The 22,737-nt window shown below is 41.3% G+C and carries 21 protein-coding genes and 1 pseudogene; 18 read left to right on the forward strand and 4 right to left on the reverse strand.

The annotated features are described in order from the left end of the window. The first annotated feature begins 92 nt into the window (after positions 1 to 92). The 6 genes and pseudogenes from rpiA to deoD all read left to right on the forward strand — a co-directional run bounded on the left by rpiA (position 93) and on the right by deoD (position 7,804). The gene (gene rpiA / locus SMSK564_RS04425; protein WP_000429263.1) at positions 93 to 776 is read left to right on the forward strand and encodes a ribose-5-phosphate isomerase RpiA; all 684 of its coding nucleotides are present in this window, start codon (positions 93 to 95) and stop codon (positions 774 to 776) included. A gap of 23 nt (positions 777 to 799) precedes the next feature. Further along, positions 800 to 2,011: a phosphopentomutase gene (locus SMSK564_RS04430; RefSeq protein ID WP_000033091.1), complete on the forward strand. Its 1,212-nt coding sequence runs from the start codon at positions 800 to 802 to the stop codon at positions 2,009 to 2,011. A 1-nt stretch (position 2,012) separates the two neighbouring features. Next, positions 2,013 to 2,574: pseudogene (locus SMSK564_RS04435) on the forward strand (DUF1697 domain-containing protein). Continuing rightward, entirely contained in the window at positions 2,571 to 3,380 is an 810-nt protein-coding gene (locus SMSK564_RS04440; protein WP_000143367.1) for a purine-nucleoside phosphorylase, read from the forward strand. The pseudogene SMSK564_RS04435 and the gene SMSK564_RS04440 overlap by 4 nt, the downstream one beginning before the upstream one ends. Positions 3,381 to 3,687: 307 nt before the next feature. Continuing rightward, the gene (locus SMSK564_RS13920) at positions 3,688 to 6,435 is read left to right on the forward strand and encodes a galactose-binding domain-containing protein (RefSeq protein ID WP_000690148.1); all 2,748 of its coding nucleotides are present in this window, start codon (positions 3,688 to 3,690) and stop codon (positions 6,433 to 6,435) included. Between the two features lie 658 nt (positions 6,436 to 7,093). After that, on the forward strand, positions 7,094 to 7,804 hold the full coding sequence (gene deoD, locus SMSK564_RS04450) for a purine-nucleoside phosphorylase (RefSeq protein ID WP_000022091.1): 711 nt from the start codon (positions 7,094 to 7,096) through the stop codon (positions 7,802 to 7,804). 25 nt (positions 7,805 to 7,829) lie between these two features. Here deoD and SMSK564_RS04455 read toward each other — a convergent pair whose 3' ends face one another. The 3 genes from SMSK564_RS04455 to coaA form a co-directional block, all read right to left on the reverse strand. After that, positions 7,830 to 8,354 carry a DNA topology modulation protein gene (locus tag SMSK564_RS04455; protein WP_000684195.1) on the reverse strand — a complete coding sequence of 175 codons (525 nt, stop codon included), beginning with the start codon at positions 8,352 to 8,354 and terminating at the stop codon, positions 7,830 to 7,832. Between the two features lie 52 nt (positions 8,355 to 8,406). Further along, on the reverse strand, positions 8,407 to 8,643 hold the full coding sequence (rpsT, locus tag SMSK564_RS04460) for a 30S ribosomal protein S20 (RefSeq protein WP_001274000.1): 237 nt from the start codon (positions 8,641 to 8,643) through the stop codon (positions 8,407 to 8,409). Between the two features lie 67 nt (positions 8,644 to 8,710). Beyond that, on the reverse strand, positions 8,711 to 9,631 hold the full coding sequence (gene coaA / locus SMSK564_RS04465) for a type I pantothenate kinase (RefSeq protein ID WP_000180510.1): 921 nt from the start codon (positions 9,629 to 9,631) through the stop codon (positions 8,711 to 8,713). Between the two features lie 190 nt (positions 9,632 to 9,821). On the opposite strand from coaA, the gene SMSK564_RS04470 reads away from it, so the two are divergent. The 9 genes from SMSK564_RS04470 to SMSK564_RS04510 all read left to right on the forward strand — a co-directional run bounded on the left by SMSK564_RS04470 (position 9,822) and on the right by SMSK564_RS04510 (position 18,184). Beyond that, a complete protein-coding gene (locus SMSK564_RS04470) occupies positions 9,822 to 10,226 on the forward strand; it encodes a hypothetical protein (RefSeq protein ID WP_000698106.1) in 405 nt (134 codons plus the stop codon). Between the two features lie 205 nt (positions 10,227 to 10,431). Then, a complete protein-coding gene (locus SMSK564_RS04475) occupies positions 10,432 to 11,022 on the forward strand; it encodes a class I SAM-dependent methyltransferase (protein ID WP_080554088.1) in 591 nt (196 codons plus the stop codon). Next, positions 11,019 to 12,296: a pyrimidine-nucleoside phosphorylase gene (locus SMSK564_RS04480; RefSeq protein ID WP_001202942.1), complete on the forward strand. Its 1,278-nt coding sequence runs from the start codon at positions 11,019 to 11,021 to the stop codon at positions 12,294 to 12,296. The genes SMSK564_RS04475 and SMSK564_RS04480 overlap by 4 nt, the downstream gene beginning before the upstream one ends. 19 nt (positions 12,297 to 12,315) lie before the next feature. Beyond that, complete coding sequence (gene deoC, locus SMSK564_RS04485; RefSeq protein WP_000773712.1) at positions 12,316 to 12,978, forward strand: deoxyribose-phosphate aldolase; 663 nt, start codon at positions 12,316 to 12,318, stop codon at positions 12,976 to 12,978. Next, a complete protein-coding gene (locus SMSK564_RS04490) occupies positions 12,965 to 13,354 on the forward strand; it encodes a cytidine deaminase (RefSeq protein WP_000246094.1) in 390 nt (129 codons plus the stop codon). The genes deoC and SMSK564_RS04490 overlap by 14 nt, the downstream gene beginning before the upstream one ends. 89 nt (positions 13,355 to 13,443) lie before the next feature. Next, complete coding sequence (locus SMSK564_RS04495; protein WP_001036138.1) at positions 13,444 to 14,496, forward strand: BMP family lipoprotein; 1,053 nt, start codon at positions 13,444 to 13,446, stop codon at positions 14,494 to 14,496. 142 nt (positions 14,497 to 14,638) lie between these two features. Beyond that, positions 14,639 to 16,174 carry an ABC transporter ATP-binding protein gene (locus SMSK564_RS04500; protein ID WP_000929820.1) on the forward strand — a complete coding sequence of 512 codons (1,536 nt, stop codon included), beginning with the start codon at positions 14,639 to 14,641 and terminating at the stop codon, positions 16,172 to 16,174. Beyond that, the gene (locus SMSK564_RS04505; protein ID WP_000038679.1) at positions 16,167 to 17,225 is read left to right on the forward strand and encodes an ABC transporter permease; all 1,059 of its coding nucleotides are present in this window, start codon (positions 16,167 to 16,169) and stop codon (positions 17,223 to 17,225) included. The genes SMSK564_RS04500 and SMSK564_RS04505 overlap by 8 nt, the downstream gene beginning before the upstream one ends. A gap of 2 nt (positions 17,226 to 17,227) precedes the next feature. Beyond that, entirely contained in the window at positions 17,228 to 18,184 is a 957-nt protein-coding gene (locus tag SMSK564_RS04510) for an ABC transporter permease (RefSeq protein WP_000029119.1), read from the forward strand. Positions 18,185 to 18,222: 38 nt separating this feature from the next. Here SMSK564_RS04510 and plsY read toward each other — a convergent pair whose 3' ends face one another. Next, positions 18,223 to 18,864, reverse strand: coding sequence for a glycerol-3-phosphate 1-O-acyltransferase PlsY (plsY, locus tag SMSK564_RS04515; protein ID WP_000628797.1), 642 nt, complete (start codon positions 18,862 to 18,864; stop codon positions 18,223 to 18,225). 135 nt (positions 18,865 to 18,999) lie between these two features. Here plsY and parE point away from each other — a divergent pair, with 135 nt between their 5' ends. The 3 genes from parE to SMSK564_RS04530 are packed head-to-tail and all read left to right on the forward strand — an operon-like array spanning position 19,000 to position 22,388. Then, a complete protein-coding gene (gene parE, locus SMSK564_RS04520; protein ID WP_000037264.1) occupies positions 19,000 to 20,943 on the forward strand; it encodes a DNA topoisomerase IV subunit B in 1,944 nt (647 codons plus the stop codon). Between the two features lie 27 nt (positions 20,944 to 20,970). Continuing rightward, positions 20,971 to 21,798, forward strand: coding sequence for an aminoglycoside 6-adenylyltransferase (locus SMSK564_RS04525; protein ID WP_025170889.1), 828 nt, complete (start codon positions 20,971 to 20,973; stop codon positions 21,796 to 21,798). Positions 21,799 to 21,827: 29 nt separating this feature from the next. Then, positions 21,828 to 22,388 (forward strand): nucleotidyltransferase family protein, encoded by a 561-nt coding sequence (locus SMSK564_RS04530; protein WP_000570839.1) that lies wholly within the window; start codon positions 21,828 to 21,830, stop codon positions 22,386 to 22,388. The last annotated feature ends 349 nt before the right edge of the window (positions 22,389 to 22,737 follow it).

The raw sequence follows: 22,737 nt of genomic DNA on the forward strand, positions 1-22,737 counted from the left end.
GACATAAAAATGTTCGGGTTTTTCTAGTGTATCCATGAAATAAAAACGGATACATGGTATAATAGAGGTAGCTCTTTAATGGAGGTGTTTGAGTGGAAAATCTGAAGAAAATGGCAGGTATCAAGGCTGCTGAGTTTGTCAAGGATGGCATGGTAGTCGGACTTGGAACGGGGTCTACTGCCTATTATTTCGTAGAAGAAATCGGTCGTCGTATCAAGGAAGAAGGATTGCAGATTACAGCTGTAACGACTTCTAGTGTGACTAGTAAACAGGCTGAAGGGTTTAATATCCCACTCAAGTCTATTGACCAAGTAGACTTTGTCGATGTGACAGTCGACGGGGCGGATGAAGTGGATAATCAGTTTAATGGAATCAAAGGTGGTGGTGGTGCCCTTCTGATGGAGAAGGTTGTCGCAACGCCCTCAAAAGAATATATTTGGGTGGTGGATGAAAGCAAGCTGGTCGAAAAACTAGGTGCTTTTAAATTGCCAGTAGAAGTGGTTCAGTATGGCGCAGAACAGGTCTTTCGTCGTTTTGAGCGAGCTGGCTACAAACCAAGTTTCCGTGAAAAAGACGGCCAACGTTTTGTGACTGATATGCAGAATTTTATCATTGACCTTGCCTTGGATGTCATTGAAGATCCAATTATTTTCGGACAAGAATTGGACCATGTGGTTGGCGTCGTGGAACACGGCTTATTCAACCAAATGGTGGATAAGGTCATCGTTGCTGGACGAGATGGAGTTCAGATTTTAACTTCAACAAAAGCAAAATAATCAAAATAATAAGGAGATACACTATGTCAAAATTTAATCGTATTCACTTGGTTGTACTTGATTCTGTGGGAATCGGTGCTGCACCAGATGCCAATAACTTTGTCAATGCAGGAGTTCCAGATGGAGCTTCTGACACATTAGGACACATTTCAAAAGCAGTTGGTTTGAATGTCCCAAACATGGCTAAAATTGGTCTTGGAAATATTCCTCGAGAAACTCCTCTTAAGACTGTTCCAGCTGAAAGCAATCCAACAGGATATGCAACAAAATTGGAAGAAGTATCTCTTGGTAAGGATACTATGACTGGGCACTGGGAAATCATGGGCCTTAACATTACTGAGCCTTTCGATACTTTCTGGAATGGATTCCCAGAAGAAATCTTGACAAAAATTGAAGAATTCTCAGGGCGTAAGGTCATTCGTGAAGCCAACAAACCTTACTCAGGTACAGCTGTTATCGATGATTTTGGACCACGTCAGATGGAAACTGGAGAGTTGATTATCTATACTTCAGCTGACCCTGTTTTGCAAATTGCTGCCCACGAAGATATTATTCCTTTGGACGAATTGTACCGTATTTGTGAATATGCTCGTTCGATTACCCTTGAGCGCCCTGCTCTTCTAGGTCGTATCATTGCCCGTCCATATGTTGGTGAACCAGGTAACTTCACTCGTACGGCAAATCGTCGTGACTTGGCCGTTTCTCCATTTGCACCAACTGTTTTGGATAAATTGAACGAAGCAGGTATCGATACTTACGCTGTTGGTAAAATCAACGATATCTTTAACGGTGCTGGTATCAACCATGACATGGGACACAATAAGTCAAACAGCCACGGAATTGATACACTATTGAAGACTATGGGACTTGCTGAGTTTGAAAAAGGATTCTCTTTCACAAACTTGGTTGACTTTGATGCCCTTTACGGCCACCGTCGTAATGCTCACGGTTACCGTGATTGCTTGCATGAGTTTGATGAACGCTTACCTGAAATTATCGCAGCTATGAGAGAGAATGACCTTCTCTTGATTACTGCGGACCATGGAAATGACCCAACTTACGCAGGAACAGACCACACTCGTGAATATATTCCATTGTTGGCTTACAGCCCTGCCTTTAAAGGAAATGGTGTCATTCCAGTAGGTCATTTCGCAGATATCTCAGCGACTGTTGCAGATAACTTTGGTGTGGAAACTGCTATGATTGGGGAAAGTTTCTTAGATAAATTGGTGTAAGATGACGCGCTACGCTTTACTGGTTAGGGGCATTAATGTCGGTGGGAAGAATAAGGTCGTCATGGCGCAACTTCGTCAAGAATTGACAGAGTTGGGACTGGAAAAAGTTGAAACCTACATCAAACAGTGGCAATATTTTCTTGACTTCGACAGATCCCAAGGCCCAATTGGTTGAAAAGTTAGAGGCTTTCTTTGCAGTCCATTATCCATTTATTCAGAGCTTTTCCTTGCTAAGTCAGGAAGACTATGAAGCAGAGCTGAAGAATCTGCCAGATTGGTGGACCAAAGATTTGGCACGAAAAGACGTTCTCTTTTACACAGAGGGTTTGGATGTAACTCAAGTCATTGAGAAAGTTGAAAGTTTGGAATTGAAAGATGAAGTCGTTCATTTTGGAAGACTTGGGATTTTCTGGGGGAAATTCTCTGAGGAATCCTACTATGCAACTGCCTATCACAAGTACTTGCTCAAGATGCCTTTCTACCGCCACATTACCATTCGCAATGCAAAAACCTTTGACAAAATCGGTCAAATGCTAAAAAATAATAAAGGGGACACACAATGACATTTTTAGATAAAATCAATGAGACAGCAGCTTTTCTGGAGGGCAAGGGAATCCAAGCGCCTGAGTTCGGTTTAATCCTTGGATCAGGACTGGGAGAACTGGCAGAAGAAATCGAAAATCCAGTTGTAGTAGACTATGCTGAGATTCCAAACTGGGGCCGCTCTACAGTAGTTGGTCACGCTGGTAAATTAGTATATGGGGAACTTGCAGGTCGCAAGGTCTTGGCTCTTCAAGGGCGTTTCCATTTCTACGAAGGAAATCCTCTGGAAGTGGTGACATTCCCAGTTCGTGTCATGAAAATTCTCGGATGTGAAGGTGTCATTGTAACCAATGCAGCTGGCGGTATTGGATTTGGTCCTGGTACCTTGATGGCTATCTCAGACCATATCAATATGACGGGGCAGAACCCATTGATGGGTGAAAACTTGGATGACTTTGGTCCTCGTTTCCCAGATATGTCTAAGGCCTACACACCAGAATACCGTGCTACTGCCCATGAAGTGGCTAAAAAACTTAATATCAAGCTTGATGAAGGTGTCTATATCGGTGTTACTGGTCCAACTTATGAAACACCAGCAGAAATCCGTGCTTATAAGACGCTTGGAGCAGATGCGGTTGGTATGTCTACTGTTCCTGAAGTGATCGTGGCAGCCCACTCTGGCTTGAAAGTTCTGGGAATTTCATGTATTACTAACTTTGCGGCTGGTTTCCAAGAAGAACTTAACCACGAAGAAGTTGTAGAAGTAACCGAACGTGTCAAAGGTGATTTCAAAGGCTTGCTTAAAGCGATTCTTGCAGAATTGTAAGAAAAAAGATTTAAAAAGGGGAATATCTCTACCTTTTCATGATTGACTGACTATTTGGAACAAAGAAGAAACATAGGTAGACTATGGATTTCTTCCTACTCTTGTACCTGAAAGAGTCTGATAGTTAGCATTGTGAAAGACAAGAATCTAGGATGCTGGAATTAGCTTCCTAGCCAAGCAGACTAGGATGATAAGGAAAGATAAGAATGAGTTTACTTTCTGAATTTCTCAGTCTTGTCCTAGATAGGGGACAAGGAGATTTAGTTTGAGTCTGCTTACAAATAAACGAAAAGAAAGATAAAGAATAATGAAAATTGGTCAACGAATTATGCGCTTTGGCATAAAAAAATTAAGTATCGGAGTTGTATCTGTTGCAGTCGGCTTCGCATTTCTAGCTCCAGCTGGAATTTCAGCCAATGAAGTAAAGCAAGATGTAACATCTGAAGTGGCAACAAGAGTGCTAGATTCTAAGGAGGAATTGAGAGAGCCGGAAAATGTTGCTCCAAAACTAGAAACTCCTCTTAGAGAGGAGCCAAAACTAGCTCCTCAAACGCTTCCAGAAGCAAGTGAAGTTCTTGAAAACAAAAGGGAAGAGTCAAAAGTAGAGATAACAGAGCCAGCTCAAGACTCACCTATTCATGCTCCTGTAGAAGAAACTAAAGAAGAAGTTGTGACAGAAAAACCAACAAATACTCGTTCTTTAACAGCAGAAGATTTGGTGAAGATTTCCAAAGGGGAATTGCATTTAGAAAATGATTTGATTGATGAATCTCTCTATGGTGAAAAAGTTCTTGATTTGGAAGGGGATGATGACCAAGATGGCATCAAAAACAAAGATGAACTTTATGTGTACAACAAAGATGGTAAGGATTATCTAGGATATAACAGTCATCCCTTGCTAGCAGACAGTGATGGGGATGGTTTGGCAGATGGAGAAGATGACAATAAGAAAGAATGGTATGTCACAGACCGTGATTCTCTTCTCTTTATGGAGTTAGCCTATCGAGACGATGATTATATTGAGAAAATTTTAGATCATAAGAATCCTTTCCCGAGTCTCTACCTTGACCGTCAAGAATACAAACTCATGCACAATGAATTGGCTCCTTTCTGGAAAATGAAAAAAGCCTACCATACAGATAGTGGTCTGGATGCTTTCTTATTTGAGACCAAGAGCGACCTTCCTTATCTCAAAGATGGAACGGTGCATATGTTGGCTATTCGTGGAACGCGAGTTAATGACGCCAAGGATTTAAGTGCAGATTTGGTTTTATTTGGTGGAAATAAACCAGCTCAAGCGGATGATATCCGTAAGGTTGTTGGGGAATTAGCCAAGGATACAAGTATTACCAAGTTGTATATGACAGGTCATTCTCTTGGAGGCTACCTAGCTCAGATTGCAGCGGTGGAAGCTTACCAAAAATATCCTGATTTTTATAACCATGTATTGCGGAAAGTGACGACTTTCAGTGCTCCTAAAGTGATTACTTCCAGAACTGTTTGGAATGCTAAGAATGGTTTCTGGGATGTTGGTTTGGAAAGCCGTAAATTAGCTGTTAGTGGGAAAATTAAGCATTATGTGGTTGATAATGACAATGTTGTGACTCCCTTGATTCATAATGATCGTGATATTGTTACATTTACAGGTAATTCACGCTTTAAACACCGTTCTCGTGGCTATTTTGAAAGTCGAATGAATGATATTCCTAACTTTAATATTGGTAAACGAGCTACCTTGGATAAACATGGTTATCGTGATCCGAAATTGGATAAAGTGCGATTCTTTAAGAAACAGGTTCTGCCTCAATCTTCTAGTCAACCAAGCGCTGAACCAATGGAAAATATTGCCTTAGGAAAACAGGTTACTCAAAGTTCGACAGCTTTCGGAGGAGATGCTAGAAGAGCTGTGGATGGCAAAGTTGATGGTAACTATGGTCACAATTCTGTCACTCATACCAACTTCCAATCCAAGCCTTGGTGGCAAGTAGATTTGGCTAAAGAAGAAACCATTCGCCAAATCAATATTTACAACCGCACAGACACTGCCCAGGATAGATTGGCAAACTTTGATGTCATTCTTTTAGATAGTTTTGGTAAAGAAATTGAGAGAAAACGCATAACATCTCTTAAAGATGTGTCGGCACAAATTGCGATTAACCATAAAAAAGCGCGCTATGTTCGGATTGAGCTAGAAGGCTATAATGCCCTCAGTCTTGCAGAAGTCCAAGTATATCGTGCTGAGAATATCGCTTGGAAAAAACAAGCTAAGCAAAGTTCTACTGATTTTGGAGGAGATGCTAGTCGTGCCTTGGATGGCAATACCAATAGTAGTTATAGCCAGCAATCAATTACCCATACAAAATTTGAAAACCAGCCTTGGTGGGAAGTTGATTTAGGTCGTACAGAACAGATAGGACTTGTTCGCCTTCATAACCGTGGGGATGGCGAGCTTTCTAAACGTCTGTCAGACTTTGATGTGATTTTATATGATGAAAAAGGGAAAGAAGTTGCTAGACAGTATGTTTCTAAACTTGACGGAACGAGCTTGGATGTTCAATTAAATGGGAAATTAGGACGCCGTGTTCGTGTGCAACTACGTAAGAACAATCAAGCCCTCAGTCTTGCAGAAGTAGAAGTTTTCCGCTTTATCGCTACGAATGGTGAGACAGCGACACAAGTTTCTAAGCCAGTTCAACCAATCAGTCAGACGCCTGTGAAAGATAAAACATTGACAATTCAACATAGTGGAGCTTACATTGCTCGCTACTCTATAACTTGGGAAGAAGTTACAGTAGACAAAGATGGAAACCAAGTTGTTCGTAGTCGTTCTTGGGAAGGAAACGGTCGCAACCAGACTGCAGGTTTTGTCCTCAACCTCCCAATCAAAGAAAATATGAGAAATCTGCGAATTAAGATTGAGAAAAAGACAGGTCTACTATGGAATAGATGGCAAACAATTTATGAAAACAGACCAATTTTAGCTCAACCCCACCGTAAAATTACCCATTGGGGAACAACATTAAATTCTAAGATTTCTGATGACGATGTCTTGTAATCTGATGATACAATGACAGTTAGATGGTTTAGTCTATAAGAGAAGAACTACCTGGGTTTGCATGGAACTCAGGTAGCTCTCTGTGAAAGAACAAAATTAATACTCAATGAAAATCAAAAAGCAAACTAGGAAGCTAGCCGCAGGTTGCTAAAAGCACTGCTTTTAGGTTGTAGATAGAACTGACGAAGTCAGTAACATATATACGGCAAGGCGACGTTGACGTGGTTTGAAGAGATTTTCGAAGAGTATAAACAGAAAGGTAGAGCGCGTGTTCTAATTTGAACACGAGCGGAAAACTTTTCTAAAAACTTAGAAGAGAAGGGGACTTCGGGTTTGAATTGAATCCGATCTAATCTTCTCAATATTATCAAAACTAAGAAAGAAAGGATGGGTTAACTGTATTCATTGAACTGAATACGGGCGGAGAACTGTGTAAAAAAGATAAACTGTCTAGCATCTGCGATGCGTCGTCAGTTTCCTATTTTTACTTTGTTCTCTATCGTTATCCTAAATATACAAAAAAGAAAGGTAGAGCGTGTGTTTTGATTTGAACACGAGCGGAAAACTTGGAAAATAGATAATCTGACTGAGAAATCAGGATTTCTCGTCAGATTCCTAATTTTCAGTCGTTTTCTTCTCGCTCTTTGTATCATAAATTATGTCTATCCATATTGCTGCTCAGCAGGGTGAAATTGCTGATAAAATTCTTCTTCCTGGAGATCCTCTTCGTGCTAAGTTTATTGCGGAGAATTTCCTTGAAGATGCTGTTTGTTTTAACGAAGTGCGTAACATGTTTGGTTATACTGGTACTTACAAGGGTCACCGTGTATCTGTTATGGGAACTGGGATGGGAATGCCCTCAATTTCGATTTATGCGCGTGAGTTGATTGTTGACTACGGTGTGAAAAAATTGATCCGTGTGGGAACAGCAGGTTCATTGAATGAAGATGTCCACGTTCGTGAATTGGTTTTGGCGCAGGCGGCTGCAACCAACTCTAACATCATCCGCAATGACTGGCCACAGTACGATTTCCCACAAATCGCTAGCTTTGATTTGCTGGACAAGGCCTACCATATCGCCAAAGAACTTGGTATGACAACTCACGTTGGGAATGTTTTGTCTTCTGATGTCTTTTATTCAAACTACTTTGAAAAGAACATTGAGCTTGGTAAATGGGGAGTCAAGGCTGTGGAAATGGAAGCAGCAGCTCTTTACTATCTTGCTGCCCAACACCATGTTGACGCGCTTGCTATCATGACTATTTCTGATAGTTTGGTCAATCCAGATGAAGACACGACTGCAGAAGAACGCCAAAATACCTTCACCGATATGATGAAGGTTGGATTAGAAACCTTGATTGCAGAATAATTATAGCCAAAAAGGAAGCCCTTCTTTATGAATTGGAGGACTTCCTTTTCTTATCCAGAAATTTATCTAACTCTCTCTGATTTCGAAGAATAGTGATTTTATGTGAGTATTCTTGGCAAAGTTTTTGGTAATTTTCTTTTTGAGTTTTAGCCCGCCCCTCCCAGAGAATCCATCTGATAAACTCCCAATTAAATTGTTCTTGACAACCAGCTGCCATACTTTCTCTGACCTTGCCTCGGTATGTGAGATACCGCTTAAAGGCTCGAAAGAGACAGGTCAATGGCGAAAAATTGAGAAAGATGATTTGGTCAGCCTCCTGCATTCTTTCCTTATAGAAACACCAAGAATAATTTCCATCGATGACCCAAGCTTCATGCTTGGTGAGAAAGTTTTTCATCTCGGTTAACATCCATTCGCGATCACTGTCTTGCCAACCAGGCTGAAATTGGAGTGTATCCATGTGCAGTTTTGGAATGGAGTAGTAGTGAGACAACTTTTCTGCTAGCGTTGACTTACCAGCACCAGAATATCCGATAATTGCGATTTTCATTTTCTACCCTTTCCTATTTGGAGACAAAAAAACAGCCTCTATGGACTGTTTCTTATTTAGCAAGTTTAGCTGAAAGACGAGCTTTATCGCGGCTTGCTTTGTTTTTGTGAATCAAACCTTTAGTTTCTGCTTTATCGATAGCTGAGCTAGCAGCACGGAAAAGTTCTTCAGATGGGTTTGCTTCGAAAGCTTTGATAGCAGTACGCATAGCTGATTTTTGAGCTGAGTTCTTTTCGTTTTGTTTAACGTTCAATTCAGCGCGTTTGATAGCTGATTTAATGTTTGCCAATGTTCTTACCTCCATATTTACTAACTATACCATTATATCTGAAAACTTACGTTTTGACAAGGGAAAATTACTTTTTTAAGTAAATTTCATCGATTTCATGGTTCTTACTTTTATGTAGAATCACTTCCGCACGATTTCTGGTTGGTTCAATATAATTTTGTAGATTTGTGAGATTGATACTGGTCCAGACCTGATGGGCAAAGGACTCCACTTCCCCAATCGGCATTTGTGTAAAACGATAATAGTAGCTATTAGGGTCATTTTGGGCTAGGCTCAGCATTTTCAAGAAACGGTCCAGATACCAACTCTCGATGTCATCGACTGCAGCATCAACATAGATGGAAAAGTCAAAGAAGTCAGTGATATAGAGACGTTCGTTTTGTGGATTTTGAAAGACATTAATCCCCTCGACAATCACAAAGTCAGCTGCTTTTACTCGTTGTTTTGCTCCAGGAACGATGTCGTAGACTTCATGAGAATAGACAGGAATATCCACATCTTGTCCATTTTTGATACGGTCCAAGAAGTTGAGAAGAGCTTCCATATCATAGCTTTCAGGAAATCCCTTGCGATTTAAAATCCCTTGTTCAATCAAGGTCTGGTTGGGGTAGAGAAAGCCGTCAGTCGTTACCAACTCAACCCTAGCATCTGTAAGCGTACGGGAAAGTAGGATTTGCAGTAGGCGACTGGTTGTGGATTTTCCAACGGCAACACTCCCAGAAACCCCAATGATAAAAGGCTGGGATTTGCTTTCACGTTGAAGGAAAATTCCTTTTGAAAAGGCCAAATCATCCTTGGTACGCTTGTAAATCTGGATGAGATGGGCTAGGGGAAGATAGACATCGGTAACATCTTGCAAGCTAATCTGGTCATTAAAGCTTTTGATGGATTCTAATTCCTCTTCTGTTAACGGAGGTGTTGTCTTTCGATGTAAAGATTGCCAAGTCTGGCGACTGATTTTTTCAAAATGTAAAAATTCGTTGGTCATTTGTTTTCCCCTAGATATTTTGTCTATCATACCATAAAAAGTTAAAAAAATAAAGCGGTTTCTTGATGATAGTAAGCCAATATCGTATAATAGAGGTTGACCAATTTATTGATGAAGTAGGAGATAGTTTCTACTGATTTGTAAGCTAATAAAGGGGGCTTTTTAGTTCACCACTTATAGGAGGTGTACTATGAAAATCTTAAAACGTTACACATTGGAACTTTGTTTTATTTTAAGTTTTGCACTACCTTTTATAAAAGGGGCGAATGCAGATAATGGTAGACGCTTTGTGGAAATCTATTACGGTTTTACTTTTTTGATGGAACATGCTATTGTAACAGCTATCTTTATCTGTTCGCTCTTGATTGCTTTCTTACTAAAAAAACGGTGGACGAAATGGCTTGCTGCTGGTAGTTATCTATTTTTGATTTTGTGGATTGCTACAGAGGGTTATTTCTTCAGCATGTCACTGGAAGATTTGATACGACTTTGGACCAGTTTGGAAATCCTGACACAAACTTATCAGTTGGGCTTTTATCTAAACATCTTGTTGGGAATTTTGTTGATAATAAAGTATTTTAAGGTTAAGCAATAGTCATAAAAATGAGCCTAATTATAGATGATAAATTTGTTGTTTTATCCTGATTATGATATTTCTAGTTCTAAATGGCTTATTATTTATAAGTGTTGAAAGAGATTGAAGAAAATGTTTTACTCACTAGCTTTCTTCAGTCTTTTTCGTTTTATTATCAATTTGTAAACGATTTACAATTTGAGTCAAATTATGGTAAAATAGTGTCATGAGTAAAATGTATTATGCAGAAAATCCTGACGCTGCTCACGACATTCATGAGTTGAGAGTGGACTTGTTGGGAGAAAAAATGACCTTTTTGACGGATGCGGGTGTTTTTAGCAAGAAAATGGTTGACTTTGGCAGTCAACTTTTGCTCAAATGTCTAGAGGTCAACCAAGGAGAAACTGTCCTTGATGTGGGCTGTGGTTATGGGCCTTTGGGCTTGTCCTTGGCTAAGGCTTTTGGAGTTCAGGCGACCATGGTCGATATCAATAATCGTGCCTTGGATTTGGCGCAACAAAATGCTGAACGAAATAAAGTAGAAGCGACGATTTTCCAGTCCAATATCTATGAACAAGTTGAAGGAAAATTTGACCATGTCATTTCCAACCCCCCTATTCGTGCGGGCAAGCAAGTTGTTCATGAAATCATTGAGAAAAGCAAAGATTTCTTGGAAACTGGTGGGGATTTGACTATCGTTATCCAAAAAAAACAAGGGGCTCCAAGTGCCAAGTCCAAGATGGAAGAGGTGTTTGGCAATTGTGAAGTCGTCAAAAAAGATAAGGGATACTATATCCTTAGAAGTGTGAAAGAATGAGAGCAGTTGATTTAATCCAAAAAAAACGAGACGGTCAAGAACTGACTTCGAGTGAAATTGAATGGCTGATAGAAGGCTATGTATCAGGAACTGTTCCTGATTATCAGATGTCTGCCTTTGCTATGGCTGTTTATTTTAAAGGAATGACGACTCGAGAAATATCTGATTTGACCATGAAAATGGTTAAGACTGGGCAAGAGTTTGATTTATCAGCTATTGATGGGGTTAAGGTTGACAAGCATTCTACGGGTGGTGTCGGTGATAAGGTGACCTTGATTTTAGCTCCTCTTGTTGCTAGCTTTGGTGTGCCTGTAGCCAAAATGAGTGGTCGTGGTCTCGGTCATACTGGTGGAACAATTGATAAATTGGAGTCCATTAAGGGCTATCAAGTCGAGCGCAGTCAAGAAGATTTCATTCGTCAGGTGCAGGACATTGGAGTGTCTGTCATTGGGCAATCAGATCAGCTGGTTAAAGCAGATAAGCTTCTCTACGCTCTCCGTGATGTGACCGCAACTGTCGACACGATTCCTTTGATTGCGAGTTCGGTGATGAGCAAGAAAATCGCGGCAGGAGCGGATGCTATTTTGCTAGACGTGACTGTCGGAGAGGGTGCTTTCATGAAGACGGTTGATGAGGCGCGAGAACTGGCTCAAACCATGGTAGATCTTGGTAAGGCTGTTGGTCGGAAGACGGTAGCAGTGATTACGGATATGAGCCAGCCCTTGGGACGAGCGATTGGAAATCGTCTGGAAATCCTTGAAGCACTGGAGATTTTACAAGGACAAGGTCGTCAGGATATTACCCACTTTATCTGTGAATTGGCTCAAATTATGCTTGGTCTGGCAAATGTAAACAAGACAGTTGAAGAAGTTCGCCAACATCTTGAAAATGGACAAGCGCTTGCTAAGTTTGAGAAGATGGTGCAAGCTCAAGGTGGAGACTTGGAAGATCTCTATCGCCCAGTCAATGTGTCCCATGTGGTGGAAATCCCTGCTCAGGAAACAGGTGTCATTTCAGCTCTCCCAGCTATGGACTTTGGGCTCTATGCCATGAGACTGGGTGCTGGTCGTGCAGTCAAGACTGATGATTTGGACTATGAAACTGGAATTGTTTTTGAAAAGAAAGTTGGAGATTCCGTTCAAAAGGGAGAAATTGTTGCAAAAGTATACACAAATGGAAAAAATTCTCCTCAGCTAGTTACAGATTTTCAAAAATATGTTAAAATAAATGATAGGGTGCAAAGTTTACGAGAAATTATAGAAATTATCTCATAAACGACAGGAGAATCCGTATATGAAATTAAATAAATATATCGATCATACGCTTTTAAAACAAGATGCAACAGAAAATCAAATTGATTGTTTGTTGTCTGAGGCTAGGGAGTATGATTTTGCCAGTGTTTGCGTTAATCCGACCTGGGTTGAACATGCCAAAAAAGGGCTTGAAGGCACAGATGTCAAGGTCTGCACAGTAGTAGGTTTCCCCTTGGGAGCAACAACTTCAGCTGTGAAAGCTTTTGAAACCAAAGAAGCTATTCAAAATGGTGCAGACGAGATTGATATGGTGATCAATGTTGGGGCTCTCAAAACAGGTAATCTTGATTTGGTTGAATCGGACATCCGTGCGGTTGTAGAAGCAAGTGGTGACAAGTTAGTGAAAGTCATTATTGAAGCATGCCTTCTGACTGACCAAGAAAAAGTTTTGGCTTGCCAATTGGCCCAAAAAGCGGGGGCTGACTTCGTAAAAACTTCAACTGGCTTTTCAACTGGTGGTGCTACGATAGCAGATGTTAGATTAATGCGTGAAACAGTTGGTCCTGAAATGGGGGTCAAGGCCGCTGGTGGAGCTCGTTCTTATGCAGATGCTCTTGCATTTGTGGAAGCAGGGGCGACCCGTATTGGAACATCAGCTGGGGTAGCCATTTTAAAAGGAGAATTGGCTGATGGCGACTACTGAGTTGATTGAACTGGCAATTGAAACCAGCAAACATGCCTATGTCCCCTATTCTCACTTTCCTATCGGAGCAGTTTTAGTAGCCAAAGACGGAAGTGTTTACACGGGAGTGAATATCGAAAATGCTAGCTATTCTTTGACCAACTGTGGAGAGCGTACAGCGATTTTTAAAGCAGTTTCCGAAGGCCAAAGAGATTTTTCCGAATTGATTGTCTATGGTCAAACTGAAAAACCGATTTCACCATGTGGTGCTTGTCGCCAAGTAATGGTCGAATTTTTTGAACAAGATCTAAAAGTGACCTTAGTCGCAAAAGATAAATCGACGGTCGAGATGACGGTCGGGGAATTACTTCCATACTCTTTTACAGACTTAAACTAGTCTGAGTCGCTCTCTGAGTGGCACGGTCCTTGTGGCCAACCAATCCATACTTGCAACATCGTTGCACATCTTATTTAGGAGGTTCAGTAATGAACAAGAAACAATGGCTAGGCCTTGGTCTAGTTGCAGTGGCAGCAGTTGGACTTGCTGCATGTGGTAACCGCTCTTCTCGTAACGCAGCTTCATCTTCTGATGTGAAGACAAAAGCAGCAATCGTCACTGATACTGGTGGTGTTGATGATAAATCATTCAACCAATCAGCTTGGGAAGGTTTGCAAGACTGGGGTAAAGAACATAATCTTTCAAAAGATAAAGGTTTCACTTACTTCCAATCAACAAGTGAAGCTGACTATGCTAACAACTTGCAACAAGCGGCTGGAAGCTACAACCTAATCTTCGGTGTTGGTTTTGCCCTTCACAATGCAGTTAAAGATGCAGCAGCAGAGCACACTGATTTGAACTATGTCTTGATTGATGATGTGATTAAAGAACAAAAGAATGTTGCGAGCGTAACATTTGCTGATAATGAATCTGCTTACCTTGCAGGTGTTGCAGCAGCTAAAACAACTAAGACAAAACAAGTTGGTTTTGTAGGTGGCATTGAGTCAGAAGTTATCTCTCGTTTTGAAGCTGGTTTCAAGGCAGGTGTTGCCTCAGTAGATTCATCTATCAAAGTACAAGTTGACTATGCTGGTTCATTTGGTGATAATGCCAAAGGTAAAACAATTGCAGCAGCACAATACGCAGCTGGTGCAGACGTTGTTTACCAAGTAGCTGGTGGTACAGGTGCAGGTGTCTTTGCAGAAGCAAAATCACTCAACGAAAGCCGTCCTGAAAATGAAAAAGTTTGGGTTATCGGTGTTGACCGTGACCAAGAAGCAGAAGGTAAATACACTTCTAAAGATGGTAAAGAATCAAACTTTGTTCTTGTATCTACTTTGAAACAAGTTGGTACAACTGTAAAAGATATTTCTAACAAGGCAGAAAAAGGTGAATTCCCTGGCGGTCAAGTGATCGTTTACTCATTGAAAGATAAAGGGGTTGACTTGGTAACAACTAACCTTTCTGAAGAAGGTAAAAAAGCCGTTGAAGATGCTAAAGCTAAAATCCTTGATGGAAGCGTAAAAGTTCCTGCAAAATAATGGATGGAAGTCATTTCTTAGGAAGCGGCCCTCGGCCGCTTTTTAAGAGTTGAGACAAAGCCATTTTGTCTCAGTAAAGCTTGCTACTAGAGAAACTAGCAAGTTTTATTGAAATAAAATAAGACTCTGAAAGGAAGAGCACATGGCACACGAAAATGTCATTGAGATGCGTGATATTACCAAGGTGTTTGGTGAATTTGTTGCCAACGACAAAATCAACCTGCACCTACGAAAAGGTGAAATTCATGCACTTTTAGGAGAAAATGGGGCTGGAAAGTCCACGCTCATGAACATGTTAGCAGGGCTTCTTGAACCAACCAGTGGTGAAATTGTGGTCAACGATCAAGTTGTCAACCTTGACTCACCATCTAAAGCAGCTAGCTTGGGAATCGGAATGGTTCACCAGCACTTTATGTTGGTAGAAGCCTTCACAGTGGCTGAAAACATCATTTTAGGTAGTGAATTGACTAAAAATGGTGTGCTAGATATCGCTGGAGCTAGCAAAGAAATCAAGGCTCTTTCTGAACGTTATGGCTTAGCTGTTGACCCTTCTGCCAAGGTAGCAGATATCTCAGTTGGAGCCCAACAACGTGTAGAAATTTTAAAAACCCTTTATCGGGGGGCTGATATCCTTATCTTTGACGAACCAACGGCTGTTTTGACTCCATCAGAAATTGATGAGTTGATGGCTATTATGAAAAATCTTGTCAAAGAAGGAAAATCAATTATCTTGATCACCCACAAGTTAGACGAGATTCGCGCAGTTTCTGACCGCGTTACAGTTATCCGTCGTGGGAAATCAATTGAAACTGTAGAAATTGCAGGAGCAACCAATGCCGATTTGGCTGAAATGATGGTGGGACGTTCTGTTTCCTTTAAGACAGAGAAGCAAGCCTCTCAACCGAAAGAAGTGGTCTTGTCAATCAAAGATTTGGTGGTCAATGAAAACCGCGGTGTCCCAGCTGTTAAGAATCTGTCCTTGGATGTTCGTGCTGGAGAGATTGTTGGTATTGCAGGGATTGATGGAAATGGTCAGTCTGAACTGATTCAAGCAATCACAGGTCTTCGCAAGGTTGAATCTGGTAGCATTGAGCTAAAAGGAAATTCAATTGTAGGCTTACACCCAAGACAAATTACAGAACTAAGCGTGGGGCACGTTCCAGAAGACCGTCACCGTGATGGCTTGATTTTGGAAATGATGATTTCTGAAAATATTGCCCTTCAAACCTACTACAAAGAACCACATAGTAAAAATGGAATTTTGAACTATTCAAATATTACTTCTTATGCTAAAAAGCTAATGGAAGAGTTTGATGTTCGTGCTGCCAGCGAATTTGTTCCTGCAGCTGCACTCTCAGGAGGAAATCAACAAAAAGCAATTATTGCTCGTGAAATTGATCGTGATCCTGATCTCCTTATCGTCAGCCAGCCAACTCGTGGGTTGGATGTCGGTGCCATTGAATATATCCACAAACGCTTGATTGAAGAGCGTGATAATGGCAAGGCTGTCCTTGTTGTCAGCTTTGAATTAGATGAGATTTTAAACGTCTCAGACCGTATTGCCGTTATCCACGATGGTAAGATTCAAGGTATTGTATCACCAGAAACAACCAATAAACAAGAACTTGGTGTCTTGATGGCTGGTGGAAACTTGGGAAAGGAGAAGAGTGATGTCTAAAAAATTACAACAAATTTCGGTTCCCTTGATTTCTGTCTTCCTAGGAATTTTACTCGGAGCCATTGTCATGTGGATTTTCGGCTATGATGCTATTTGGGGCTACGAAGAATTGTTCTATACAGCCTTTGGCAGTCTGCGTGGAATTGGAGAAATCTTCCGTGCTATGGGACCTTTGGTCTTGATTGGTCTTGGTTTTGCCGTTGCCAGTCGTGCAGGTTTCTTTAACGTCGGGCTTCCTGGTCAGGCTTTGGCAGGTTGGATTCTCAGTGGTTGGTTTGCCTTGTCGCATCCAGAGATGCCACGTCCCTTGATGATTCTAGCAACCATCGTGATTGCCTTGATTGCTGGTGGGATTGTCGGAGCGATTCCAGGTATTCTGAGGGCCTATCTAGGGACGTCAGAGGTTATCGTAACCATTATGATGAACTACATCGTCTTGTATGTAGGGAATGCCTTTATCCATGCCTTTCCTAAAGACTTCATGCAAAGTACAGATTCGACTATTCGTGTTGGGGCTAATGCAACCTACCAGACACCTTGGTTGTCTGAGTTGACTGGTAATTCGCGGATGAATATTGGTATTTTCTTTGCCATCATTGCCGTTGCAGTCATTTGGTTCATGCTCAAGAAAACAACCCTTGGTTTTGAAATCCGTGCTGTTGGTCTTAATCCTCATGCTTCAGAATACGCTGGTATTTCTGCCAAACGAACAATTATCCTCTCAATGATTATTTCAGGTGCCTTGGCAGGTCTTGGTGGAGCTGTTGAAGGACTTGGAACCTTCCAGAATGTCTATGTTCAAGGGGCATCATTAGCCGTCGGATTTAACGGAATGGCGGTTAGTCTGCTTGCGGCCAACTCACCAATTGGTATTCTCTTTGCAGCATTCCTATTTGGCGTTCTCCAAGTTGGAGCCCCTGGTATGAATGCGGCGCAGGTACCGTCTGAGCTTGTCAGCATTGTAACAGCGTCTATTATCTTCTTTGTCAGTGTTCATTACCTTATCGAACGCTTTGTCAAACCGAAAAAACAAGTTAAAGGAGGTAAGTAAAGATGTCTATTACAACCTTGCTCACCCTCTTGGTGTCTTCTATGCTGATCTACTCAGCACCCCTCATCTTTACAAGTATCGGTGGTGTTTTCTCTGAACGTGGTGGTGTGGTAAACGTCGGTCTTGAAGGAATTATGGTTATGGGTGCCTTTTCTGGAGTCGTCTTTAACCTTGAATTTGCAGAACAATTTGGAGCAGCAACTCCATGGCTATCTTTGCTTGTAGCAGGATTGGTAGGGGGAATCTTTTCTATCATCCACGCAGCGGCAACAGTTCATTTCCGTGCAGACCATGTTGTCAGCGGTACGGTATTGAACTTGATGGCCCCTGCCTTGGCTGTTTTCTTGGTGAAAGTTCTTTATAATAAAGGACAAACAGATAACTTAAGCCAGACTTTTGGACGCTTTGACTTCCCAGTCTTGGCAAATATCCCAGTGATTGGTGATATTTTCTTCAAATCAACCAGTCTGCTAGGTTATATCGCGATTGCCTTCTCATTCCTTGCTTGGTTTATCCTCTTCAAGACCCGCTTTGGTCTTCGTCTCCGTTCTGTAGGTGAACACCCACAAGCAGCGGATACCTTGGGAATCAACGTCTACAAGATGAGATATTTAGGAGTTATCATTTCAGGTTTCCTAGGTGGAATTGGTGGAGCGATTTATGCTCAATCCATCTCAGTTAACTTCTCAGTGACAACTATTGTTGGACCTGGATTTATTGCCCTTGCTGCAATGATTTTCGGGAAATGGAATCCAATCGGAGCCATGCTATCTAGTCTTTTCTTTGGGCTTTCACAAAGTTTGGCAGTTATCGGTTCTCAATTGCCTTTCCTACAAGGAGTGCCTGCGGTTTACCTTCAAATCGCACCTTATGTTTTGACCATTCTTGTCTTGGCTGCCTTCTTTGGAAAAGCAGTCGCACCAAAAGCAGATGGTATCAACTATATCAAATCTAAATAAGCATACAAAAAAACGTCAGTTCTGTTTAAACTGGCGTTTTATTTTTTAGGATTTTGATGGGTTAAGTTTAATCCCCAAGGGACAAGATTTTCAGTTTTATTTTTGATACGTGTGATATTATCCTTATGACGAATGATAATCAAACTAGCAAGAGCTAGGATAATGGCGATGAAGAGAGGGTCATAGTTACTCAGAATAAAACCCAAAAGTGGAAAGAGTAGAACTCCGATGACAGCTGCGATAGATGCTGTGACACTGGAAAGTGAAATCATACTGCCTAGATAGAGGGTTCCAAAGAAGACAACAGCAAGGTAGAGACAGAAGACAGGCGCAAATCCGAAAATCACTCCAGCACTGGTTGCGACAGCCTTACCACCCTTAAATCCTGCAAAGATAGGGAAGGTATGGCCAATAACAGCCAAAAGTCCAAAGATAAGAGGCGAGACGCCTTGCAGATGAAAGATAATAGGCAGAAGCGTTGCTAGTGTTCCTTTGAAAAAGTCAATGACAAAGGTCGCCATACCAGCTTTCTTACCTAAAATGCGGAAGGTATTGGTCGTTCCAGTGTTACCAGAACCGTGCTCGCGTAGATTGATTTGAAAGAATACTTGTCCAATCCAGAGACCAGACGGAATCGAACCCAGCAAATAGGCTAGGATTAATAAAACTATTGTAATCATACTCCTATTATATCATGAAATGGAGAAGAAAGGCAGAGAATCTCTTCTGAAATTGTCACACCGGAGAAAGAAAAATTTTGCAAAATCCTTGGAAAACCTGTAGAATAGTAAAGATGAACGAATAGGAGGTTCCTTGTGTCAAAAAAGGAAATCAATATTAACAATTATAATGATGATGCCATTCAGGTACTAGAAGGGTTGGATGCCGTCCGTAAACGTCCGGGGATGTATATCGGATCGACTGATGGGGCAGGTCTCCATCACCTCGTCTGGGAAATCGTCGACAATGCAGTCGATGAAGCCTTGTCTGGATTTGGTGACCGTATTGATGTTACCATCAATAAAGACGGGAGTTTGACTGTCCAGGACCATGGTCGTGGGATGCCGACTGGAATGCACGCTATGGGGATTCCAACGGTTGAGGTTATCTTCACCATTCTTCACGCCGGAGGGAAATTCGGTCAAGGGGGCTACAAGACATCTGGTGGTCTCCACGGGGTTGGTTCTTCCGTTGTTAACGCTCTTTCAAGTTGGCTGGAGGTTGAAATCACCCGTGATGGGGCAATCTACAAGCAACGTTTTGAAAATGGTGGAAAACCTGTTACGACCTTGAAGAAAATTGGTACAGCACCCAAGTCTAAGACAGGTACCAAGGTTACTTTTATGCCTGATGCGACTATCTTTTCTACGACAGATTTCAAGTATAATACCATCTCAGAGCGCCTTAATGAGTCAGCCTTTCTTTTAAAAAATGTGACCTTGTCTCTAACGGATAAACGCACAGATGAGTCTGTTGAGTTTCACTATGAAAATGGGGTACAAGACTTTGTTTCTTATCTGAACGAAGACAAGGAGACCTTGACGCCAGTTCTCTACTTTGAGGGGGAAGATAATGGTTTCCAAGTAGAAGTTGCCCTCCAGTACAATGATGGATTTTCAGATAATATTTTGTCCTTTGTCAATAACGTTCGTACCAAGGACGGCGGAACGCATGAGACAGGACTCAAGTCTGCTATCACTAAGGTCATGAATGACTATGCGCGTAAGACGGGGCTTCTCAAGGAAAAAGATAAAAACCTTGAAGGTTCAGACTATCGTGAGGGACTAGCGGCCGTTCTTTCTATCTTGGTTCCTGAAGAACACCTCCAGTTTGAAGGACAGACCAAGGACAAACTAGGAAGTCCATTAGCTCGCCCAGTTGTGGATGGCATTGTGGCGGATAAGTTGACCTTCTTCCTTATGGAAAATGGGGAATTGGCTTCTAACCTCATCCGCAAGGCTATCAAGGCCCGTGACGCTCGTGAAGCGGCACGTAAGGCGCGTGATGAGAGCCGAAATGGGAAGAAAAATAAAAAAGACAAGGGCTTGTTGTCTGGGAAATTAACCCCAGCCCAGTCTAAGAATCCAGCTAAGAATGAACTCTATCTAGTCGAGGGAGATTCTGCCGGTGGTTCTGCCAAACAAGGCCGTGACCGCAAGTTCCAGGCTATTCTACCTCTTCGTGGTAAGGTTATCAATACAGCTAAGGCCAAGATGGCGGATATCCTCAAAAATGAAGAAATTAACACCATGATTTATACCATCGGTGCGGGTGTCGGAGCAGATTTCTCCCTTGAAGATGCCAACTATGACAAGATCATTATTATGACCGATGCGGATACAGACGGTGCCCACATTCAGACTTTACTCTTGACATTTTTCTACCGCTACATGCGTCCGCTCGTTGAGGCAGGACATGTTTATATCGCTCTTCCGCCTCTTTACAAGATGTCCAAAGGTAAAGGCAAGAAAGAAGAAGTGGCCTATGCATGGACAGATGGAGAGCTAGAAGAACTCCGCAAGCACTTCGGTAAAGGAGCGACCCTTCAACGCTACAAGGGACTTGGTGAGATGAATGCGGATCAACTCTGGGAAACAACTATGAACCCAGAAACGCGTACTCTCATACGTGTTACTATTGAAGATCTAGCTCGCGCCGAACGTCGTGTCAATGTTCTCATGGGAGATAAGGTCGAACCACGCCGTAAGTGGATTGAAGATAATGTCAGGTTTACGCTGGAAGAAGCGACAGTGTTTTAAGTCACTTTTTAATGAATGGGTATCAACATGAGAGCTGAAACAGAAATGCTAGATCTGATTTTACAGACTGCCAAAACTTTACAAGTCAAAGCTGTCGCTATGTCTGGTTCACGGACAAACCAAAATGCTCCAAAAGATGAATTTCAAGACTACGATGTGGTCTATGTCGTGGATGATTTTGATAATCTGATGAGTGACCTTTCTTGGTTGGACTATTTCGGAAAACGAATTATAGAGCAAGAGGTTGTTCTTGACCATCGTCGTCTTTATCTCATGCTCTTTAAAGATGGCAACCGTATCGATTTGGCTATTTGCCCAAAAGAGCACATCAAAGAGTGGGTGGATAGTGAGGCCGGATTCACTGTTTTAGAAGATCCAGAACATTTATTTGAACCCTATTCTCAAAATCTAGAGCGTTACTGGACAAGCCCAGCTACTGAAACGAATTTTGTAAAATCCTGCAATGAATTTTGGTGGGTGTCAGCCTACGTGGCCAAAGGAATCTGTCGTAAGCAAGTCATCTACGCGACTGACCATCTCTACGGCATTTGTCAACAAGAATTCTTGAAAATTTTGGCTTGGCAGGTTGCAAGTAATAGGGGAGTAGTTGACATAGGCAAGAATTATAAGTATCTTTTTAACTATTTACCCACTGAGAAAGAAAAGGAATTCTCAAATCTGCTTGATTTTTCAAGTATAGAGAAACTCAGCCAGTCTTTATTGGCTACGATGCAACTTTTCCACCAAGAAGCTCACTCTCTTGCTCACAAGATGGGCTTTGACTACGATAAGGAAGTGGCTGAGAAGATGATTCAGTATGCTGAGGAAAGAGTGAAGAAGTTTGGGAATGACTAGAAAAATGAAAAAGCGAGAGGAGAAGACTCATGATTGAAAAAGTGGAACGCCTCATTACAGAGATTAATCGTATTCATCGAGAATATTCTAAAGATTATTTTGAAACAGGTAAGGTGGAGAAAATCAATCTCAAGCATACCTTTTCTAAAGTTCCGACGAAAGCGATTTTGGCCTACCGTCTGAACTTACATGAGTCAATTAATGACTATCTGATGAAAGCAGATGTCCAAGATATTGCCTATGTTTATCGTGTCAAAACTTCTGAGTCTATTTTAGATAAAATTACACGTTTTTCTGAGCGTCAAGAGGGTTATCCTGTGAATTCCATTCTTAATGATATTTTTGGTGCTCGTATGATTTTAAGTTCCAAAGAGATAGCTCAAGTCATGGAGAAATTAGATGATTGGCAAGAGAATTACGGACTAAAAAACTGGTATTTACGTGATAAAGATGGCTATGTCGGTATTCATATCTATTTTAAAAATAAAAGTAATTTTTACTACCCATGGGAACTCCAACTTTGGGATAAGAAAGATGTAGATAGCAATATCGCCAGCCATATCAAGTATAAACGAGGATTTGTGGAGTAGACATTTTAAGTGGAAATGACGATACAGGAATTGGATGAAACTCACTTACTTTATATTTTTTTCTTATTCCATAATAGTTACTTTCCATTCTTCGAAAGAAGTGGAATACGACCTAAATGCTGTGTGAAATTCCTTATTAACTGAAGCAACAAATTTTAAACACTTTAAACTACAGAAAGGATAGTTTGGTTACTTATCGTAACTGAACACGGGACTAATCCTTTCTACATCTTTTTATCATTACACACACTCTACATTCTTTGAAAGGAGTTGAACACGCCCTAAATGCTGGGTGAAAAAGATAAATTCTCTTGTGAGCATCGCTCACTGTAAGAATTTCCTATTTTCA

Source organism: Streptococcus mitis SK564 (assembly GCF_000148525.1).
In the GTDB taxonomy this organism is placed as follows: Bacteria; Bacillota; Bacilli; order Lactobacillales; family Streptococcaceae; genus Streptococcus; species Streptococcus mitis_H.

What these genes read in the sequence shown, in the direction of transcription:
- SMSK564_RS04430 (WP_000033091.1), top strand. Translation starts at nt 800, where the DNA reads ATGTCAAAATTTAATCGTATTCACTTGGTTGTACTTGATTCTGTGGGA.
- SMSK564_RS04440 (WP_000143367.1), top strand. Translation starts at nt 2,571, where the DNA reads ATGACATTTTTAGATAAAATCAATGAGACAGCAGCTTTTCTGGAGGGC.
- SMSK564_RS13920 (WP_000690148.1), top strand. Translation starts at nt 3,688, where the DNA reads ATGAAAATTGGTCAACGAATTATGCGCTTTGGCATAAAAAAATTAAGT.
- deoD (WP_000022091.1), top strand. Translation starts at nt 7,094, where the DNA reads ATGTCTATCCATATTGCTGCTCAGCAGGGTGAAATTGCTGATAAAATT.
- SMSK564_RS04455 (WP_000684195.1), bottom strand. Translation starts at nt 8,354, where the DNA reads ATGAAAATCGCAATTATCGGATATTCTGGTGCTGGTAAGTCAACGCTA.
- coaA (WP_000180510.1), bottom strand. Translation starts at nt 9,631, where the DNA reads ATGACCAACGAATTTTTACATTTTGAAAAAATCAGTCGCCAGACTTGG.
- SMSK564_RS04470 (WP_000698106.1), top strand. Translation starts at nt 9,822, where the DNA reads ATGAAAATCTTAAAACGTTACACATTGGAACTTTGTTTTATTTTAAGT.
- SMSK564_RS04475 (WP_080554088.1), top strand. Translation starts at nt 10,432, where the DNA reads ATGAGTAAAATGTATTATGCAGAAAATCCTGACGCTGCTCACGACATT.
- SMSK564_RS04480 (WP_001202942.1), top strand. Translation starts at nt 11,019, where the DNA reads ATGAGAGCAGTTGATTTAATCCAAAAAAAACGAGACGGTCAAGAACTG.
- deoC (WP_000773712.1), top strand. Translation starts at nt 12,316, where the DNA reads ATGAAATTAAATAAATATATCGATCATACGCTTTTAAAACAAGATGCA.
- SMSK564_RS04490 (WP_000246094.1), top strand. Translation starts at nt 12,965, where the DNA reads ATGGCGACTACTGAGTTGATTGAACTGGCAATTGAAACCAGCAAACAT.
- SMSK564_RS04495 (WP_001036138.1), top strand. Translation starts at nt 13,444, where the DNA reads ATGAACAAGAAACAATGGCTAGGCCTTGGTCTAGTTGCAGTGGCAGCA.
- SMSK564_RS04500 (WP_000929820.1), top strand. Translation starts at nt 14,639, where the DNA reads ATGGCACACGAAAATGTCATTGAGATGCGTGATATTACCAAGGTGTTT.
- SMSK564_RS04505 (WP_000038679.1), top strand. Translation starts at nt 16,167, where the DNA reads ATGTCTAAAAAATTACAACAAATTTCGGTTCCCTTGATTTCTGTCTTC.
- SMSK564_RS04510 (WP_000029119.1), top strand. Translation starts at nt 17,228, where the DNA reads ATGTCTATTACAACCTTGCTCACCCTCTTGGTGTCTTCTATGCTGATC.
- plsY (WP_000628797.1), bottom strand. Translation starts at nt 18,864, where the DNA reads ATGATTACAATAGTTTTATTAATCCTAGCCTATTTGCTGGGTTCGATT.
- SMSK564_RS04525 (WP_025170889.1), top strand. Translation starts at nt 20,971, where the DNA reads ATGAGAGCTGAAACAGAAATGCTAGATCTGATTTTACAGACTGCCAAA.
- SMSK564_RS04530 (WP_000570839.1), top strand. Translation starts at nt 21,828, where the DNA reads ATGATTGAAAAAGTGGAACGCCTCATTACAGAGATTAATCGTATTCAT.